Consider the following 17,979-nt stretch of genomic DNA (forward strand, 5'->3'; position numbering starts at 1 on the left):
GGCGTGCCGGGTGCAGGCCCTCGTACTGGACGTACTCGGGCTTGTGCCCGGTGCGTCGAGAGCGCGTGCCGGGCGTCGCGGGGCAGGCGGGACTTCCGCAACAGGTCCTAGTCCTCCGGCAGCTCGACCGGCGCGATCTCGTCGTAGAGGTCACCCGGGCCCGGGTTGGTGGCGTCGGTCTCGCCGCCGAAGTGGTGCATGACGCCCCAGACCGCGTTCAGCGCGGTCTGGACGGCGCCCTCGGCCCAGCCGGCCGTCCAGGAGATGTCGTCGCCGGCGAGGAAGACGCCCCGCTTGTCCTCGGGCAGCCGGTCCTGCATGAAGTGGGTGAACAGGCGCCGCTGGTAGCGGTAGTGGCCGGGCAGGTTGGCCTTGAACGCGCCCATGAAGTAGGGCTCGTTCTCCCAGGACACGGTCACCGGGTTGCCGATGACGTGCTTCCTGATGTCGACGTTGGGGTAGATCTCGCCGAGCGACTTCAGCATGACCTCCATCCGCTCGTTCGCGGACAGCGGCAGCCACTTCAGGCTGTCGTCGCACCAGGTGTACGAGAGACAGATGACGGCCGGCCTGTCCGGACCGTCGTCGAGGAGGTAGGTCCCGCGCGTCATACGGTCGGTGAGCGTCATCGACATGACGTCCCGGCCGGTCGGGTTTCCCCTGTCGTCGACGGCCTTGTCCAGCCAGAACGGCCGGTCCACGGGCACGAAGAGCTTCGAGGACTCCATGTAGTGGGTGCGCTCGATCGCGGTCCAGTGGTCGATCGGGAAGAGCGAGTCGTCGCAGGCGATCTTCGACAGCAGCATCCAGGACTGGGCGGTGAAGATCGCCGCCTTGTAGGTGCGGATGTCGCCGTTCGCGTCGGTCACGGTGATCTGGTTGCCCGCCGTGCGGTGGAGACGGGTCACAGCCGGGCGAGGTGCGCCGTTCTCGTGCAGGCTCGCCAGCGAGGTGCCGTGGGCCCAGTGCACGATCTTCTCCGGCTCGCGCTCCCAGAGACGGAGCGGCAGCTGCTGCGAGCCACCGACGATGCCCCGGTGATGGTCGTCGGCCTCGGTGTAGACGACCCGGAGGATCTCCAGGATGGAGTTCGGGAAGTCGGTGTCCCAGCCGCCCGTGCCGAAGCCGACCTGGCCGAAGATCTCGCGGTGCCGGAAGGACCTGAACGCCTCGGAGTCGCAGAGGAAGCCGTAGAAGGTCTGGTTGTCGAGCTTCTCCACGAGCCTGGACCAGATCTCGCGGATGCGCGGCACGTCCCGCTCGCGCAGGGCGCGGTTCATGTCGGAGAAGTCGGCGCCGTCTTCGAGACACTTCTTCCAGGCCTCGGCGACATCGCGGTAGACCTGCGGCAGGTCGTCGATCGTCTCGGCGTAGTGCGACTCGCCCTTGAGGTCGACGACCGTCGAAGGGGTCGTCTCGGCAAGGGGGTTGGGGAAGGGCCGGGTCTCGAGTCCGACCAGGTCGATGTAGTGCTGGAGGGCGGTCGAGGAGGGCGGGAAGCGCATGGCGCCCATCTCGGCGGTCAGGCCCTCCGTGTTGGGGCCGTCGAAGCCGACGGTCCGCAGCCGCCCGCCGATCTGGTCGGCCTCGTAGACGACCGGCTTCAGACCCATCTTCATCAGCTCGTACGCGGCCACGATGCCGGACAGTCCGCCGCCGACGACCGCGACCTCGGTGCCGTGCTCGGTCGCAGGTATCTGGCCGAGGCCCGCCGGGTGGGCCAGGAAGTCGTCGTACGCGTACGGGAAGTCCGGGCCGAACATGGTGATCGGCGGCTGCTGCTCGTCTGCGTGCTCGACGGCGTTGGGCACGGTGGACGTCATGAGGTACGGACTCCTTGCACGAAGGTTACTGAGGGGAGGCTTTTGTTCGGTGGGGATTCAGGCGAGCGACCCGTAGAGGCCGGGGCGGCGGTCCTGCAGATACGGGTTCGCCTCGCGGGACGCGGCGAGGAACGCGGGGTCGACGTCGGCGAGGATCAGCTCCTCGCCACGGCCGGCGCGGGTGCGGGCGATCCCGTCGGGCCCGGCCAGCGTGGAGAGGCCGACGAAGTCGAACTCCCCTTCCTGACCGGTGCGGTTGACGTACGCGACGTACATCTGGTTCTCGAAGGCGCGCACCGGGATCATCGACTCGGCGACGAACTGGAACGGGTGCATCTGCGCCGTCGGCACCACGAGCAGGTCGGTGCCGGCCAGGGCGTGGGCCCGGACGTTCTCCGGGAACTCGACGTCGTAGCAGATCATGAGGCCGACGGTGAGCCCGCCGAGCTCGGCCTGGACGACCGGCTGCTCGCCCGGCGTGAAGTGGTCGCGCTCGAAGCAGCCGAAGAGGTGGGTCTTGCGGTAGTTGGCGAGGCGGTCGCCCTCCGCCGAGATCAGCTGGGCGGAGTTGAAGACCGTGCCGCCCGTCCCTTCGGTCTCACCCTCGCGCTCCGGGTAGCCGTAGGCGATCGCGAGCCCGTGCCGTGAGGCGATGTCGGCGATCGCGTCCGCGGAGTCGCCGCCGGCGGGCTCGGCCAGGCGGCCGATGTCGTCGCCGATCGCGTACCCGGTCAGGAACATCTCCGGCGCGGCCAGCAGCACGGCACCGGCAGCGGCGGCACGACCGGCGGCCGCGTCGAGGACCTTGAGGTTCTCGCCGACGGAGCCGGGGCGGCCGGAGCTCTGGAGCAGGGCGGTGCGCATGCGTGTTCCTCAGCGGTACGGAGGGGTTGGGGCCAGTTAGACGGTACGGTCGCCGGGCTCCGGCCAGCAAGAAGGAGCCGTTGCGCGCCGGTGAGCGGTTCGTTGCGTACGGCACGCTTCCGGCGGCGATTCGTTGCGCGCCCTCAGTCACGGGCGCGGATCGCCAGCAGCACCGCCGTCACCAGGTACGGCACCGCGAACAGCGCGAAGGCGGTGCCGTGGGCGGTCCTGGTCGCGATCGCCGCGTATCCGGCGTAGACGGCGATGGTGACCAGTTCCGTGCCCAGGCCCGCGACGGAGGTCAGCGTCGCCCGGCCGATGTCGTCGATGCGGCGCTGAAGTCGTACGTCGGCCAGCACGGTCGCCAGTTGGAAGCCGCCGAAGGCGAGGGCGACCAGGACGAGGGCGGCCGGCGTCCCGGCCGTGGCGCCTGCGGCGAGCGCGACGGCCGCTCCTCCGAGGAGCCACGCGAGTCCTGCCGCGCCCAGCCGTTCGCAGCGCCCGGCGAGCAGGCTTCCGGCCGTCGCGCCCGTCCAGATCAACAGGAGCAGATAGGGGACCGTCGCCTCCGCGACTCCGGTCTCGCGCACCAACAGCGGCGTGTACTCGTCCAGCGCTCCCCACACGGCGGTCACGACCGGGACCAGCAGAATCGCCCCGCGCAGCGACCGCTCGCGCCGGACCTCGCCCAGCCCCGCCCTCAGCGTGGCGGCCCAGTGGTCGCCCTCGCCCTTCCCCACCACCCGGTGCTCCGGGAACCGGGTCGCCGTCACCGCGCTCGCCAGACAGGCCGCCACACTCGCCGCGCCGACCGCCGGATAGCCGCCCCAGGCGAACACGGGCCCGGCGAGCCCCGTCGCCGCCATGACCGCGACCAGACCGAAGGCCCGGGCCCGGCCCATCACCTGGGCGTACCGCTCGACCGCGCCGAGTCGCTCCAGCTCCTCGTAGACGAGAGCCTCCAGCGCACCGGACACCAGCGCGCCCCGGGCACCCCACAGCACGAAGCCGACAGCGAAGGCCCAGTACGACGGGACGAGCACCCACAGCGCGAAGCCGACGGCGGTGAGCAGCGGGCCGAGCCGGAGCAGCAGTCGCCGGGAGACGGCGTCGGCCCAGGCGCCGGAGGGCACCTCCAGCACGACACCGGTGACCGACCAGATGCCGAAGAGCGAGGAGATCTGCCAGACGGACAGCCCGGTGTCGCTGAACAGCAGCGCGTACACCGGGTAGAGCAGGACGAAGTCGTCCAGGAACGCGTAGCCGTACAGCGTGGCCGTGAGCCGGCGGACGCCGGTGGTGGAGGATCAATGTCGCCAGGTCATGTCACCGATGGTAGGCGGGACCGGGCGCGTGTGTCCCCCGAATTGCCTCGGCTTACGTCGGCTCGGGTCTGCTCAGGTGGGCGAACCCGACGAGAAGCGGCGCAGCAGCGGCGACAGCACCAGCACCGACTTGGTGCGCTCGACGAAGGGCTCCCCGGCGATCCGCTCCAGGACCCGCTCGAAGTGCCGCATGTCGGAGGCGAAGACCTGCACGATCGCGTCCGCGTCGCCGGTGACGGTCGACGCGGCGACGACCTCCTGGTACCGCTCCAGGCCCCGCCGGATGGTCTCCGGCGAGGTGTTGTGCCGGCAGTAGATCTCGACGAACCCCTCGGTCTCCCAGCCGAGGGCCGACGGGTCCACCCGTACGGTGAAGCCGGTGATGGCCCCGGTGGCGCGCAGCCGGTCCACGCGCCGCTTCACGGCGGGCGCGGAGAGGCCGACGAGCTGCCCGATGTCCGCGTAGGAGCGGCGGGCGTCCTCGGCGAGGGCGTGCACGATGCGTTCGTCGAGATCGTTCAGCACGGTGGGTGGTTCAGCTCTCAGGTGGTGCGAGACGGGAAAGGCGTTGGCCTTATACGAAGTAGAACACGAGCCCGACGGCCATCCAGACCCCGAAGGCCACCCAGATGACGGCGGACAGGCTGCCCATCGTCCAGACCCAGAAACCGAAGCCGAGCGCGGGCAGGACCGGGACAGCGGGACGCGGAAGGTGCGGTGCGGGTACGGGCGGGTCCGGCGCAGCACGACCACGGCGATGTTGACCAGCGCGAAGGCGAAGAGCGTGCCGTCATGGTCAGCCGCCACAACCCCAGCGAACGCAACCTATGAGCCAGGACTTCGCAGGCGATCGCGGAAGCTCGCTCCTACAGCTCCCGGATGAGGAAGATGCAGGGATCCGCGCACTCATGGCGTGCGCCCGCCGCGTCCCGGTACGACCACCGGTCGACGTAGGACACGGTGGGGCGGTACCCGAGCCGGGCGTACAGCGCCGCCGCCCTGGGGTTGTGCTCGCCGACACCGAGCCCCATCACCCCGACCCCACGCTGCCGCGCCAGCTCCTCGGCGACGCGGATCACCGCCGTGCCGACGCCCTGGGAGCGGAGCGACTCGGGCCAGACGAACAGGCCGTTGATCTCGGGGCAGTCCGGGTGCTCGGCCCGGACCTCCGGCGCCCTGCAGCCGGTCCAGCGGACCTCGGCGTGTCCTACGGGACGCCCGTCGAGCCACGGGAGGAGATAGCTGCTCTCCCCCGCCTGCTGCCGTGCGAACCGAGCGGCGTGATGGCCGTCGAGGCTGTTCGACGGCATGAGCCGGTCCAGTACGTCGAGGTCCTCGGCCCGGCACACGGTGATGTCCATGACCCGACCGTAGAACCTCGTCCGCCGTCCGGCCCCCGAATTTCAACGGGGGCCGTGCGCAAGGGACTTGGCTCAGCTCCAGCTGGCGTGCAGCGGCTTGCCCTCCGCGTAGCCGGCCGCGCTCTGGATGCCGACGACCGCCTTCTCGGCGAACTCCTCCAGGGAGCCCGCGCCGGCGTAGGTGCAGGACGAGCGGACCCCCGCGATGATCGAGTCGATCAGGTCCTCGACGCCCGGGCGAGCCGGGTCCAGGAACATACGGGAGGTGGAGATGCCCTCCTCGAACAGGGCCTTGCGGGCACGGTCGTACGACGACTCGTCCGACGTACGGTTGCGCACCGCCCGCGCGGAGGCCATGCCGAACGACTCCTTGTAGAGGCGGCCGCTGGCGTCCTGCTGCAGGTCGCCCGGCGACTCGTACGTCCCCGCGAACCAGGACCCGATCATCACGTTGGACGCCCCGGCCGCGAGCGCCATCGCGACGTCACGCGGGTGCCGCACACCGCCGTCGGCCCACACGTGCTTGCCGTACTTCTTCGCCTCGGCCGCGCACTCCAGCACGGCGGAGAACTGCGGCCGGCCGACGCCGGTCATCATGCGGGTGGTGCACATGGCACCGGGGCCCACACCGACCTTGATGATGTCGGCGCCGGCCTCGATGAGGTCCCTGACCCCCTCCGCGGCGACGATGTTGCCGGCCACGATCGGCACCCGCGGGTCGAGCGCCCGCACCACCTTGATCGCGCTGATCATCGAATCCTGGTGCCCGTGCGCCGTGTCGATGACGAGCGTGTCGACGCCCGCGTCCAGCAGCTGCTTGGCCTTCTCCGCGAAGTCGCCGTTGATGCCGACGGCCGCGGCGATGCGCAGCTTGCCGTTCGCGTCGACGGCCGGGGTGTAGAGCGTGGCGCGCAGGGCGCCCTTGCGGGTGAGGATGCCAGCGAGCTTGCCGTCCTTGTCGACGGCGGGGGCGTAGCGGCGGTTGGCCGCGTCGAGCCGGTTGAAGGCCTCGCGGGGGTCGATGTCCGCGTCCAGGAGCAGCAGGTCCCGGGACATGACGACCTCGAGCTGAGTGAAGCGGTCGACGCCGGTCAGGTCCTGGTCGGTGACGACACCGACGGGCCGGCCGTCCTCGTCGACGACCACACCGGCGTTGTGCGCCCGCTTCGGCAGCAGGGCCAGCGCGTCGGCGACGGTCTGGTGCGGGGCCAGCACGATCGGGGTGTCCAGGACGTGGTGGCGGCTCTTCACCCAGGAGACGACCTCGGTCACGACCTCGATCGGGATGTCCTGCGGGATGACGACGAGGCCGCCGCGTCGGGCCATCGTCTCGGCCATACGGCGCCCCGCGATGGCGGTCATGTTGGCGACGACCAGCGGGATAGTGGTGCCCGTGCCGTCCGGGGAGCCGAGGTCCACGCCCTGCCGCGAGCCGACCGCACTGCGGCTCGGGACCATGAATACGTCGTCGTACGTCAGGTCGTACGGGGGCTGGATGTCATTGAGGAAACGCACGTGCTGCACATCCCAGTCGATCAGAGGTGGCCCCCGGACAGGTCAGCCAGGGGGAAAGAGCACGTACTTCATTGTCCCATGAGTGGCGGAATGCCATGGCCGGACGATTCGTCCAGAGACCTGGGCCCCCGCTTTGGAGGATCCCCCGAAAGCGACGACGCCTCGATGGATATCGATCGCGTGTACGGAAAAGATCTGTTCAGGAAGCAGCTACTTTCACACCGCGGGGGTCAGGCGTGCGCAGTCACGAGTTCGGGTCGAGCAACGAGCTGAGCGGCACGGTGCACGGCGCGAGCATCCAGGCGGGCGTGGTCCACGGCGGTATCCGCATCGTCTCCGAGGCGAGCGCCACAGGACGGACCCCCTGGCAGTTCCCGCCCTCCGTGCGCATGGTCGACCGCTCCGAGGAACTGGCCGCACTGGAGCGGCACCGGTCCCTCGCCCTGCGCGAGGAGCGGCTCGCACTCGCCGCGGTGAGCGGGCTGGGCGGGGTCGGGAAGACCGCCCTCGCTCTGCGCTGGCTGCGCACCCTGCGCCCGCTCTTCCCGGGCGGCCAGTTGTACGCCGATCTGGGCGCCCAGTCCCCCGACGGGCCGGCGTCCCCGGCCGAGGTGCTCGGCAGCTTCCTGCGGGCCCTGGGTGTCCCGTCACCGGAGGTCCCCACGACGCTCGCCGAACGGACCGCGCTGTACCGGTCGTCGACCGAGGGCCGACGTCTGGTGGTGCTGCTCGACGACGCCGCGACCGCGGCCCAGGTACGGCCGTTGCTGCCCGCGGGTGGAAACGTCACGGCGGTCACCAGCCGCAGCCGGTTACCGGGGTTGGTCGTCGACGGCTGTCTCCCCGTACAGGTGCAGCCGCTCGGGGCCGAGGCGGCGGTGGAACTGCTCGCGGACACCCTGTCCGACGGCCGGGTGGCCGCGCAGCCGGACGCCGCGCGCACCCTGGTCGAGCTGTGCGCCGGACTGCCGCTCGCCGTGCGGGTCGCCGGTGCCCGGCTGGCGGCGCGGCCGGAACGCCGGATCACCACGATGGTGCGCGCCCTCGCCGAGGAGCGCGACCGATTGGAGGCGCTCGCGATCGACGGCGACCACGATGTACGCGCGGCACTGGACCTGTCGTACCGGGCGCTGCCGCCTCAAGCCGCCCGACTGTACCGGCTGTTGGGGCTGCATCCCGGCCCGGAGTTCGGGGGAGCGGTGGCGGAAGCACTGTGCGGGAACGCGGAGTTGCTCCTGGAGACGCTGCACGACGCGAGCCTGCTCCTGGACGCCGGGGACGAGCGCCACCGCTTCCACGACCTGGTGCGTCTGCACGCCGCCACAAAGGCCGAGGAGGACGAGTCACCACGGGAGCGCGCGGAGGCGCGGCGCCGTATCGCCGACCACTACCTGGCGAGCGCCACCCGGGCCGAGGAGCTGATCGACCCCCAACACCGCACCATGGCACGGGACTTCGGCCCCGGGCCAGTCGTGACGGCTGATGTCGGCGAGGATGCCCAGGCCGCCCTGGACTGGCTGGAACGGGAGCTGCCGGCCCTGATGGCCGTGCTCCGCCAGGCACGGCCCGCGGGCTTCCCGACCGTCGCCTGGCAGCTGGCCGACGCCCTGTGGCCGCTCTTCCTGCGGCGGAAGTTCTACGACGACTGGAGGGCCTCGCACGACGAAGGGCTGTTGGCCGCACGGGAGTTGGGCGACACGGCGGCCGAGTGCCGGATGCTCACCTCCGGCGGGGTGGGGCAGCTCGGTGCCGGGAACCACGAGCGCGCCCTGGAGATGTTCGAGCGTGCGGCACGGCTCTTCCTGGACGCCGACGACCGGCTCGGGCATGCCCGCACCCTCAACTACCGGGGGCTCGCCCTGCAACGGCTCGGGCGTCTCGACGAGGCCACGGACCGGTTCCGGCGTGCCGCGGAGGAACTGCCGGAGCAGGGCGACCGTCGGGCCGGCGCGCTGGCCCTGCTGAACCTCGCCGATGTCGCTCTGGCATCCGGGAACGCCGAGGCGGCGGTCCGGCACGCCGGTGCCGCTCGCACCACGCTCGACGGGGAGGGCGACGCTTACAACGTGGCTCGCGCGACCACGCTCCTGGGCCGCGCGTGCCTCGCCCTGGGCCAACTCGACGAGGCGGCACGACATTTGTCGTACGCCTTGGAGACCTTGCGCGGTGTGGCGGCCGGGTACGAGGTGGCCCGAGCTCTCGGTGTTCTGGCAGAGGTCGCCGAGCGGCGCGGGGACGGCCGCACCGCTCGGGACCACTACCAGGAGGCGCTGGAGCTCTACTCCTCCGCGGGCCGGTCCGGATCGGAGGAGGCGGAATCCGCGCGCCGTCGGCTCCGACAGATGGAGGGGTGACCGAACTCTTCGGCAGGCAGCCCCGCCACCAGCCAGGCATGGGCGAGCGAGGCGAGGGCTGCCCACTTCTCCTCGGAATCCGGTCCGTGGAGTTCGAGTACGGTCCCGTCGGCGCCGAAGCGGAGCCAGCACCGGTCTCGGTGGTGCACCGCCACCACCAAGGCGCCCGGATGGGCTGCCGCCGTCTCCTCGGCCCGGTGCGCTCCCGTGCCGTACTCGATCAGCACGTCGGCGAGCAGGGCCAGGCGTGCGGGTGCGGGAAGCCCGACCCTGAGGTGCTCGTCCACGGTCACGGGCGTCGCCATGGCACCGCCACACTGCCGGGATCGTCGTAGGGCACCGTGACCGGGAGATGTGCCGGTTCCGTCGTCGTCCGGGTGGCGGGGGCTCGCAGGCGGAGCTTGCGGTAGAGCAGGGTCCGCATCTTGCGGGAGAACCTGCCCGGTTCCGAGGAGATGCGGGACGCCACCTGCTCGTACCGGTGCGGACGGCAGGTCGCCGAGCTCCGTTTGAGCTGGGGGCGCAGCGGACGGTCCCCGTGCAGACGCGGCGCGAAGGACATGAGTTCGGCGAGCGGCGAGCCCGGATCCACGTCGGCGTCGGACCTGCCCGCCATGAGGACGGGCACACCGGTCATCGCGCCGTAGAGGGTGACCGAACCGTGGTCGCCCACGATGTAGTCGGCGGCGACGACCGCCCCGGTCCAGTCGCTGTACGGGCTCACCAGGGTCAGCCCGGAGCGTGCCAGTCCGGCGAGCCATGCCCGTACCTGCCAGGCGCCGTGCGCGTTCCAGACATGGGGATGCAGGAGTGCGGCGATCCGGAACTCGTCCCGCGGCAGTTCGCCGACCAACCGCTCCAGGAGGTCCCAGCCCTGCCCCAGCAGGGAGTCGGGCCCCCAGGTGGAACAGACGAGGACCAGTCGTTGGCCGGGCCCCGCGCCCAGGGCGTCCCGATACAGTGCTCGGGACGGCAGGCCGGCCGCGATCCGGTCGAAACACGGGTCGCCCACCACCTCGGCCACCGGCAGCGCTTCGGGGCACTCACGGCCCAACCTGGTCAGCTCCTCGTGGTGGGCCAGCACGATCACCTCGGGCACCACCGCTCCGTCCCGCACCAGCCGCTGCCGGCTGAGGCCGTACACCCCGCGCTGCGCCACCGCCCGACCCGGCCGACCGGCCGGGGCGAGCTTGTTGTGTCCGGCCCCGTGCGGGAGCACGATCACCGGGGTGGGCAGTTCGTGGAGGCTGCCGTGGCTCGCGGCCAGGGCCAGGTCGAAGACCGTCTGCACGGCCTGGCTCCACGGCAGCACCAGGCCACCCAGCCCCTCCAGGAACTCGGCCACGCCGTTGCCGAACACATCGGGTGCCTGGGTGAAGAAGGTCTGCACCCTGATGTCGCCCTCCAGCAGGCGGATCGTGTCGAGCAGTCGCTGCCCCGCGATCATGGTGTGCACCACGACCAGCACCCGCCTGCGGGTCCTGCGAGTGGCCCAGCGTTCGACGTCCGGCCGTACCGGCACATGCCGCCAGTGTGTCTCGGGCACTGTCACGCTCATCTTTGTCGTCCCCCGCTTCTCCTTCGATGACTTCTCGGCCACGTTTCTGAGTGGCCGTCACCGAAGGCGTGCCCCGGGGTCTGGATGGCGGGCTTGCAGAATTCCTGCACTCCCACCCTGTGCGCCCCTCGCGCTCCTGTGCGCCTCTGTCCCCTCCCCGGAACCCAGCAGAACAGTGGATCGAGTTCCGCACATACGTACGGCAGTGCCGAGGTGGCAGGAACCGCATACACCCACGGGGGTAAGGGTGGAACTTCTCGCGCTGGGACCGCTGGAGCTGTGGCACGACGGGCGGCAGTACGGACTGGGGTCCCTCCAGGAGCGCCGGGTGCTCCTGATCCTTGTGCATGCCCGCTGTGAACCCGTCTCCGTGGACACGCTGACGGACCGGGTCTGGAACGGCGAGCCGCCCCCGACCGCCGTGGAGACACTGCAGAGTTACCTCTCCCGGCTGCGGGGGCGATTACGCGCGGCCGTGGGCGACGAACAGGCCTGGGTCGGCCGGGTCTCGCCGCGGCTGTACCAACTGCGGGTCGCCGATCCGGACGACATCGATCTGCTGCGGTTCCAGCGGCTGCGGGCGGACGCGGCGGCCGCTGCGGGACGAGGTGGACGCGAGCTCGCCATCGGCCTGTTGCGCACCGCCGAAAGCATGTGGCGTGGCGAGCCGTTGAGCGAGTTCAGCGACAACGACTGGGCTGTGTCGGCGCGTTCGCGACTGGTCGAGGAACATCGCCGGGTGCGCGAGGAACGTATCGGCCTGGACATGGAGTTGGGCCGCCACGCCGACCTGGTCGGCGAACTCCAGGAACTGGCTTCCCAGAACCCCCTCGCGCAGGGGGTGATCGGCTCACTGATGCTGGCGCTGTATCGCTCCGGGCGACACGACGAGGCGCTTGCCGTGTACCGGGACGCGCGGGGCCGACTGCACGAGAGCCAGGGCATCGAGCCGGGGGCCGAGCTGCAGGAGCTGCATCTGCGGATGCTGGAGCAGGACCGGACACTGATGCGGACACCGGACGCGACTGTCGCGGTGGTACCGGCCGTGTCCGAGCCTCGCAACTGCTTGCCCCGGGACACGCGGGACTTCACCGGGCGCGTCGGTGAACTGCGGATCCTGCTCGCGGAGGAGACCGACGCGGCGAGCCCGGACCGCGAGGCGGGCGCCCTCCCCGTCACCGTCGTCCACGGCATGCCCGGCATCGGCAAGACGGCTCTGGCCGTGCACGCCGCGCACCGGCTCTCCGCCGCCTACCCCGACGGCCAGTTCTACGTCGACCTGCGCGGTTACAGCAATGAGCAGCCCTTGGATCCGGCCGAGGCGCTGGCGCTCCTGCTGCACTCGGCGGGGTGGTCGGGTGAGCTGCCGCCCACGCCGGCCGAGCGAGCGGCGAGGTGGCGGGAGTGGACCGCGCGGCACCGCGCGCTCGTGCTGCTGGACAACGCCAGGGACGCGGCCCAGGTCACCCCGCTGCTGCCGGGGGCACCCGCCTGCCGGGCGATCGTGACCACCCGGAGCCGGCTGGCCGGGCTCGACGGTGCCGCGTTCCTGCGCGTGGACGCCCTGTCGAGGGCCGAGGCGGCCGCCCTGTTCACCCGGATCGTCGGCACGTCGAGAACCTCGGCCGAACCCGAGACCCTGGAGCGGGTGGTGGACGCATCCGCGTGCCACCCTCTCGCCCTGCAACTCCTGGCGAGCCGCTTCCGTCACCGGGAGTCGTGGGTGCTCCAGGATCTCCTCGACCGACTGGCCCACGCGGCCGATCCGCTCGCGGAGTTCGACGACCAGGTCTCCGCGGCCTTCCATGTCTCGTACGCGGAACTCGGCACCGGGGCACGCATGTTGCTGCGCCGACTCGCCCTGCACCCCGGCCCCGACATCACCCTCGGAGCGGCGGCAGCCCTCGCCGGCCCGGAGTTCGAGGGGACACCGGGACTGCTGGAGCGCTGCGTGGAGGAACTGCTGGACGCCAGCCTCCTCGAAGACCCGGTCCGCGGCCGTTACCGGCTCCACGACCTGACCCGCGCCTTCGGCCTACGGGCCGGCGCCCCCACCGACCAGGACGCGCTCGCCCGCCTCCTGGCCCACCACCTCACCGCCGCCCACCGGGCCGACCGCACGGCCCATCCGCACCGCAGGACGATCGCACTGCCCCCGGACCAGGACCCTCACACCCCGCACTTCGCCGACGGGGACGAGGCCTCGGTATGGCTCACCGTGGAACGCTCCAACCTCCTCGCGGTCGCCCGCACGGCGGCCGCACGGCACCCGGAGTACGCCGCACTGTTCCCGGCCGTGCTGGCCAGATCCCTCAAACTGTGGGGCACCTGGGACATCACGACGGAACTCTTCGACGCCGCTCTCCCGGCCCTGCGCGCCTCGGGCGACCGCGCCGTTCTCGCCCGTACGCTGACGGCCCACGCGGACCTGCTGGCCCAGCGCAACCACGCCCAGGCCCTGCGCCGCGCCACCGAAGCCCTCTCCATCTGCGAGGACCTGCACGACACCCACGGCCGTGCCGACGCTCTCCTCCAGTCCGGCCGCGCCCACCTCGCAGCCGGCCACGGGGGCCTGGCGATGCAGGCCCTGGACCAGTCCCTGGCCTTGTACCGCGAGGCCCAAGACCGCTCCGGTGAGGCCGAATGCCTGAATGTGCAGGGGGTGGTGCTGTACTACGCAGGCCAATACGACGCGGCCCTGAACCGGGTCCAGCTCATGCAGACCATCTACGAGGAGCTGCCCGATCACTACGGGCTGGCCCAAGCCCTCAACAACCGCGGCGAGTTGGCGAGCCTGCAGGGGCGTTACGACGACGCCCGCGACTGCTACGAACGCTCGCTGACGCTTATGCGGGAGCACGGCGGCCCACAGGACCTGGCGATTCTGGCGACCAACCTGGGTGCCGTACACCAGGCGACAGGCCGCACCGACCTCGCCCTGGCCTGCTACCGACGTGCCCTCGACGCCCACCGCAGCAGCGGCGACGTCCTCGGCGAGGCCGACGTCCTCATCAGGCTCGGCCTGGCTCACGCCCGGTCCGGCCGCCGGGGCGAGGCCCTGCTGCACCTCTCCATGGCGGAACAGGTCGCCACCAGCATCGACAACCCGTACGAGAGACTGCGCGCACTGATCGCCACGGCGGATGTCCAACGCGAGTCGGGCCGCCTCGACATCGCCTGCAAAGGCTACGAGGAGGCACTCGCCGTATCCGAGGGCATCGACTTCCCGCTCGGTTCCGCCCAGGCATTCGCGGGGCTGGCGCGCACCGCGTTCCTGCGTCCCGGCGGCGCCCAGCAGGCCCATCGACACGCCGAACAGGCGATCACCCTGTACCAGGACCTCGGCGCCGACAAGGAGGCGGAGCAACTGTTCCGCCTCCTGACAGAACACGAATCGACCGGCTCCTGAGCCCCCCTCCCAGGAGCCGACGACGACCCTGGGGCAGGGTCACCACATCCAGCGGTCCACCACCACTACGGCCAACGTGACGCTCAGGAGGTGGACGGCGGCCATGACTCTCGGGAGGTTTTTCAACGTACGCCTTTCCATGTCACAGGGGGTCCCGACGCGATGATCACGTCGGCGCGCCGAAGCTATCGAACACCCAAGGGGTCGTGCGACAAATTTGCGAAACACGAATACCTGCGGTACAACCAAGGCCGAGCGCGTCAACCCACCAGGCCTACCGGTGACTTGAAGTAACAGCCATGGCCAGAGGTCGGCCCGAGCCTAGCCCCAAGCCCGCCATCTGCACGTTCCTCGAAATCCACGCTCACCCGGCGTTCCCCGGTGCACAGCAGCACGCCCTCCGCGAGTTCCTTGCCACTCCTGCCGTCCATCAGCCGCAGGTCCACAACCGCTCCCAGAAGCAAAGGGTCGAGAGGTGTCTCCGGTGCCTGGCTCGCGGCGGCGAGGACCGGTCCGACCCTCTACTCGCTCACCCGGCCGTCCTCCGTTCGACCCGCGCCGCCAAGGCCTCACACCTACTGGCATGGTCAACTCCCCTCACACCGCCGCGCGGTGGCGCCACCAGCACCCTCCCGCTTACGGTGATGGGTCCAAGCGCCGGGTTGAGGCGGAGAGCCGAAGGAGTCCTGTGGAAGCCGAACTGGCGATGCTCGTGGGAACCGGAGCCACGACGGTGGTCGGCCTCATGGTCACCGAGACCTGGGAACAGGCGAAGCAGCGTCTGGTACGGCTCTTCGCCCGCGACGCCCGAGCGGCCACCGTCGACGGTGAACTCGACGAGTCCCGCACCGCCCTGACAGCAGCGATCGGCACCCCTGACGAGGAGGACCTCACCACGGACGTCACAGCGGCGGTACGCCTCAGACTGCGCCGACTGCTGGAGCAGCACCCCGAGGCGGCCGACGAACTCCGCCTCCTCGTCGCAGAATTCGGCCCCGCAGTGCGCAACGGCGAGCCAGGAGCCGTGCACAACAGCATCACCGGCGGCACACAGCACGGCCCCGTGTTCCAAGGGCAGTCCTTCTCGAACATCTTCCACAGCTCTGGGGGACCGGCCCCCGATCAGTGAGCTCGGTCAGCGACCGGCCGCCCCACCGAGAGCCAGCGCCACCGAGAGCTCCGCCGTCCGGTCCACCGCCTCGCCGAAGATGTCGACGGCGATCTCCCACTCGTCCGGCCGCGCCTTCGCGTACGGCTGCCAGTTCCGAACGACGATCGACAGGCCCTTCTCCACCGCGCCCTCGGGCCAGACGGTGTGGTCCGAGAGGGAGTCGGCCAGGGCGTCCCAGTTGCGCCCGAACCAGTCGGGCAGCCCCAGGGCGCGGGCGATGCACTCCATCAGCCCCGCCTTGTCCATGACCCCGTCGAGGTCCAGCGTGACCACGTGCTCCGTCATCTCAGTACCGCCCTGAACGAGTTGTAGTGATCATCGGTGTAGTAGATCTCGCCGCCCTGCCCGGTGACGATGCGCCGGGCCCCGCGATCGCGCGAGCCCGGCGTCCTGACGGTGTACTCGTGGTAGTAACCCCGCTTCTGCCGGGGCAGCAGACCTTCGAAGTTCCCGAAGACGACGCCGTCGCGCGCGTACGGGAAGGGGCCGCCTTTGTCGATGAGGGCCAGCGTCTGCCGTGCCTCGGCGGGGAGTTGGGAGACCCGGACGGTGGCCGTGCCACCGGTCCGCCCGGATCCGGAGTCGGTGGCGGAGCATCCCACCACAAGGACCAGCAGACACAGCAGCAGACGAGGGACGAACCGCAGCACCATGCGCCCGATGCTGCCACGGCCGCCCCTCATGACGTGCTGTCAGGGCCCGTCCGGGTCAGCCCTGTTGAGCGCCGGCCTCGGTGTCGGACCCGCCGTCATCAGTACGTCCGCGGCGGAGGTGTCCGTCACCAGGCTGGTGACGAGCCCGGAGCGCAGCACCGCGTCGATCGCCGCCGCCTTCCGCGCCCCGCCCGCGATCGCGACGACCTCGGGGATACGGCGGAGCTGGTCGGTCTTGACCGTGATGCACCGCTCCCCCAGGTCCCGTCCGACCCGGCGCCCCTCGCTGTCGAAGAGGTGCGCGGACATCTCGGCGGCGACGCCGAGAGAGGCGTAGTGCGCGCGCTCCTCGTCGCTGAGCATGTCGTGCACGGTGGAGATGCCGGGCTCCCAGGAGCCGATGGAGACGCAGGCGACGGTGACCTTGTCGAAGTACTCGAAGGCCCGGGCGATCCCGGTCTGGTTGCGCAGCGCCGCCGCGGTCGCCGCGTCGGGCAGCAGCATCGGCGCGTAGATGGGGTGGGCGTCGCCGCCGGACACCTGGGCGGCGCGGCGGACGGCCTCGACGGAGCCGCGCTCGGCGGTCCCGGCGTCGTAGACGCCCGTCAGCTGCACCACCGTGCACGGCGGCAGCTTGTCCAGGGCCGCGGCCATGTGGATGGTGGAGCGGCCCCAGGCCAGACCGAGAACATCGCCCTCGTTCACGAGCTCGCCGAGCAGGTCGGCGGCCACCTCACCGAGGTTCTCGGGGTCGGGCGACTCCTCGGCCTCGGCCGGGGACTCCACCACGACTGCGTGCCTGAGGCCGTAGCGGGCGCGCAGAGCGTCGGAGCGCTCGGCGTCCAGCTCGGCCGGGACACGGATCTCGATGCGTACGAGATCCCGTTCGAGAGCCGTCTCCAGGACCCGGGCCACCTTGAAGCGGCTGACGCCGAACTCCTCCGCGATCTGGATCTTGGACTTGCCCTCGAGGTAGAAGCGGCGGGCCATGGCCGCCGCCTGCACCAGCTCAGCGGGTCCCATCCGCACTGCTGACCGGCCCGCCGACATACCCGACACGGCGATCTCCTCACTGCTGTTCACACTCTGGATTCGCCGTTCATCCTTGCAGATTCGGCGCACTTGATCCGCCCTGATGGGCGCCGTTCACGTAGCTGTTCACCGACCTGTGGCTCAGTGGTTGCATGCCCAGGACGCCTTGGCCGTCGCCCCCTCTGCCTGGTTGCGCAGTGCACGTACCGCCTCGGCCGGGTCGTCCGCGCTGTATACCGCCGAGCCGGCGACGAAGACGTCCGCGCCCGCGTCCGCGCAGCGCTCGATGGTGGCGGCGGAGACTCCGCCGTCGACCTGGAGCCAGAGCTCGAGGCCGTGCTTGCTGATCAACTCGCGCGTGCGGCGAATCTTCGGGAGCATGATGTCGAGGAACGCCTGCCCGCCGAAGCCCGGCTCCACGGTCATGATCAGCAGCATGTCGAGCTCGGGGAGCAGGTCCTCGTACGGCTCGATGGGCGTCGCGGGCTTCAGGGCCATGGAGGCGCGGGCGCCCTTGGCCCGGATCTCCCGGGCGAGCCGCACCGGCGCGGCGGCCGCCTCGACGTGGAAGGTGACGGAACCGGCCCCCGCCTCTACGTACTGAGGCGCCCACCGATCGGGGGCCTCGATCATCAGATGGCAGTCCAGCGGGGTGTCCGTCGCGCGGGCCAGGGACTCTACGACCGGCACACCGAGCGTGAGGTTCGGGACGAAATGGTTGTCCATGACGTCGACGTGGAGCCAGTCGGCTCCCTCCACGGCCTTCGCCTCGTCCGCGAGGCGGGCGAAGTCGGCGGACAGGATGCTGGGGTTGATCTGCGGGGCCATGACCCAAGCCTGCCATGTCCGGGCACGTTTGTTCGCGCCGGTCCAGACCTAAGCCGTTCATCGGATGTTGTGAACGCGCGCCGCGT

Annotated in this window: 15 protein-coding genes and 1 pseudogene; 3 read left to right on the forward strand and 13 right to left on the reverse strand. The window is 70.8% G+C overall.

Annotated features, from left to right (window positions below):
* Positions 1 to 107: 107 nt before the first annotated feature.
* The 7 genes and pseudogenes from ACWC09_RS22985 to ACWC09_RS23015 form a co-directional block, all read right to left on the reverse strand.
* A complete protein-coding gene (locus ACWC09_RS22985; protein ID WP_450852440.1) occupies positions 108 to 1,823 on the reverse strand; it encodes a flavin monoamine oxidase family protein in 1,716 nt (571 codons plus the stop codon).
* Between the two features lie 57 nt (positions 1,824 to 1,880).
* Positions 1,881 to 2,687 (reverse strand): carbon-nitrogen hydrolase family protein, encoded by an 807-nt coding sequence (locus ACWC09_RS22990; RefSeq protein ID WP_450852441.1) that lies wholly within the window; start codon positions 2,685 to 2,687, stop codon positions 1,881 to 1,883.
* Positions 2,688 to 2,830: 143 nt separating this feature from the next.
* Positions 2,831 to 3,958: an MFS transporter gene (locus tag ACWC09_RS22995; RefSeq protein WP_450852517.1), complete on the reverse strand. Its 1,128-nt coding sequence runs from the start codon at positions 3,956 to 3,958 to the stop codon at positions 2,831 to 2,833.
* Between the two features lie 126 nt (positions 3,959 to 4,084).
* The gene (locus ACWC09_RS23000) at positions 4,085 to 4,537 is read right to left on the reverse strand and encodes an Lrp/AsnC family transcriptional regulator (RefSeq protein ID WP_142150397.1); all 453 of its coding nucleotides are present in this window, start codon (positions 4,535 to 4,537) and stop codon (positions 4,085 to 4,087) included.
* A 49-nt stretch (positions 4,538 to 4,586) separates the two neighbouring features.
* A pseudogene (locus ACWC09_RS23005) lies at positions 4,587 to 4,801 on the reverse strand (amino acid permease C-terminal domain-containing protein); the annotation flags it as partial.
* Between the two features lie 77 nt (positions 4,802 to 4,878).
* Positions 4,879 to 5,373 (reverse strand): GNAT family N-acetyltransferase, encoded by a 495-nt coding sequence (locus ACWC09_RS23010; protein WP_450852442.1) that lies wholly within the window; start codon positions 5,371 to 5,373, stop codon positions 4,879 to 4,881.
* A 72-nt stretch (positions 5,374 to 5,445) separates the two neighbouring features.
* Positions 5,446 to 6,888, reverse strand: a complete 1,443-nt coding sequence (locus ACWC09_RS23015) for a GuaB1 family IMP dehydrogenase-related protein (RefSeq protein WP_450852443.1) — start codon at positions 6,886 to 6,888, stop codon at positions 5,446 to 5,448.
* 236 nt (positions 6,889 to 7,124) lie between these two features.
* Between ACWC09_RS23015 and ACWC09_RS23020 the strand changes: the two genes are divergently transcribed.
* On the forward strand, positions 7,125 to 9,242 hold the full coding sequence (locus ACWC09_RS23020; protein WP_450852444.1) for an ATP-binding protein: 2,118 nt from the start codon (positions 7,125 to 7,127) through the stop codon (positions 9,240 to 9,242).
* Here ACWC09_RS23020 and ACWC09_RS23025 read toward each other — a convergent pair.
* Both ACWC09_RS23025 and ACWC09_RS23030 read right to left on the reverse strand, forming a co-directional pair.
* Entirely contained in the window at positions 9,167 to 9,547 is a 381-nt protein-coding gene (locus ACWC09_RS23025) for a hypothetical protein (RefSeq protein ID WP_450852445.1), read from the reverse strand. The two genes, ACWC09_RS23020 and ACWC09_RS23025, sit on opposite strands and share 76 nt — an antisense overlap.
* Positions 9,532 to 10,800 carry a hypothetical protein gene (locus ACWC09_RS23030; RefSeq protein ID WP_450852446.1) on the reverse strand — a complete coding sequence of 423 codons (1,269 nt, stop codon included), beginning with the start codon at positions 10,798 to 10,800 and terminating at the stop codon, positions 9,532 to 9,534. Before ACWC09_RS23030 ends, ACWC09_RS23025 begins: the two co-directional genes overlap by 16 nt.
* 247 nt (positions 10,801 to 11,047) lie before the next feature.
* On the opposite strand from ACWC09_RS23030, the gene ACWC09_RS23035 reads away from it, so the two are divergent.
* On the forward strand, positions 11,048 to 14,209 hold the full coding sequence (locus tag ACWC09_RS23035) for an AfsR/SARP family transcriptional regulator (protein ID WP_450852447.1): 3,162 nt from the start codon (positions 11,048 to 11,050) through the stop codon (positions 14,207 to 14,209).
* A gap of 688 nt (positions 14,210 to 14,897) precedes the next feature.
* Positions 14,898 to 15,338: a hypothetical protein gene (locus ACWC09_RS23040; protein WP_450852448.1), complete on the forward strand. Its 441-nt coding sequence runs from the start codon at positions 14,898 to 14,900 to the stop codon at positions 15,336 to 15,338.
* 6 nt (positions 15,339 to 15,344) lie between these two features.
* Here ACWC09_RS23040 and ACWC09_RS23045 read toward each other — a convergent pair whose 3' ends face one another.
* From ACWC09_RS23045 to rpe, 4 genes are all read right to left on the reverse strand, one after another.
* Positions 15,345 to 15,665 carry a barstar family protein gene (locus ACWC09_RS23045; RefSeq protein WP_450852449.1) on the reverse strand — a complete coding sequence of 107 codons (321 nt, stop codon included), beginning with the start codon at positions 15,663 to 15,665 and terminating at the stop codon, positions 15,345 to 15,347.
* Positions 15,662 to 16,033: a ribonuclease domain-containing protein gene (locus ACWC09_RS23050; RefSeq protein WP_450852450.1), complete on the reverse strand. Its 372-nt coding sequence runs from the start codon at positions 16,031 to 16,033 to the stop codon at positions 15,662 to 15,664. Before ACWC09_RS23050 ends, ACWC09_RS23045 begins: the two co-directional genes overlap by 4 nt.
* Positions 16,034 to 16,072: 39 nt before the next feature.
* A complete protein-coding gene (locus ACWC09_RS23055; RefSeq protein ID WP_450852451.1) occupies positions 16,073 to 17,116 on the reverse strand; it encodes a sugar-binding transcriptional regulator in 1,044 nt (347 codons plus the stop codon).
* A gap of 90 nt (positions 17,117 to 17,206) precedes the next feature.
* Complete coding sequence (rpe, locus tag ACWC09_RS23060) at positions 17,207 to 17,893, reverse strand: ribulose-phosphate 3-epimerase (protein ID WP_450852452.1); 687 nt, start codon at positions 17,891 to 17,893, stop codon at positions 17,207 to 17,209.
* Positions 17,894 to 17,979: the final 86 nt, after the last annotated feature.

It is taken from the genome of Streptomyces sp. NPDC001617, assembly GCF_053596855.1.

Excerpts from the sequence above, each read along its gene's own strand:
- ACWC09_RS22985 (WP_450852440.1), bottom strand. The coding sequence starts at position 1,823 with ATGACGTCCACCGTGCCCAACGCCGTCGAGCACGCAGACGAGCAGCAG.
- ACWC09_RS22990 (WP_450852441.1), bottom strand. The coding sequence starts at position 2,687 with ATGCGCACCGCCCTGCTCCAGAGCTCCGGCCGCCCCGGCTCCGTCGGC.
- ACWC09_RS23010 (WP_450852442.1), bottom strand. The coding sequence starts at position 5,373 with ATGGACATCACCGTGTGCCGGGCCGAGGACCTCGACGTACTGGACCGG.
- ACWC09_RS23025 (WP_450852445.1), bottom strand. The coding sequence starts at position 9,547 with ATGGCGACGCCCGTGACCGTGGACGAGCACCTCAGGGTCGGGCTTCCC.
- ACWC09_RS23030 (WP_450852446.1), bottom strand. The coding sequence starts at position 10,800 with ATGAGCGTGACAGTGCCCGAGACACACTGGCGGCATGTGCCGGTACGG.
- ACWC09_RS23045 (WP_450852449.1), bottom strand. The coding sequence starts at position 15,665 with ATGACGGAGCACGTGGTCACGCTGGACCTCGACGGGGTCATGGACAAG.
- ACWC09_RS23050 (WP_450852450.1), bottom strand. The coding sequence starts at position 16,033 with ATGGTGCTGCGGTTCGTCCCTCGTCTGCTGCTGTGTCTGCTGGTCCTT.
- rpe (WP_450852452.1), bottom strand. The coding sequence starts at position 17,893 with ATGGCCCCGCAGATCAACCCCAGCATCCTGTCCGCCGACTTCGCCCGC.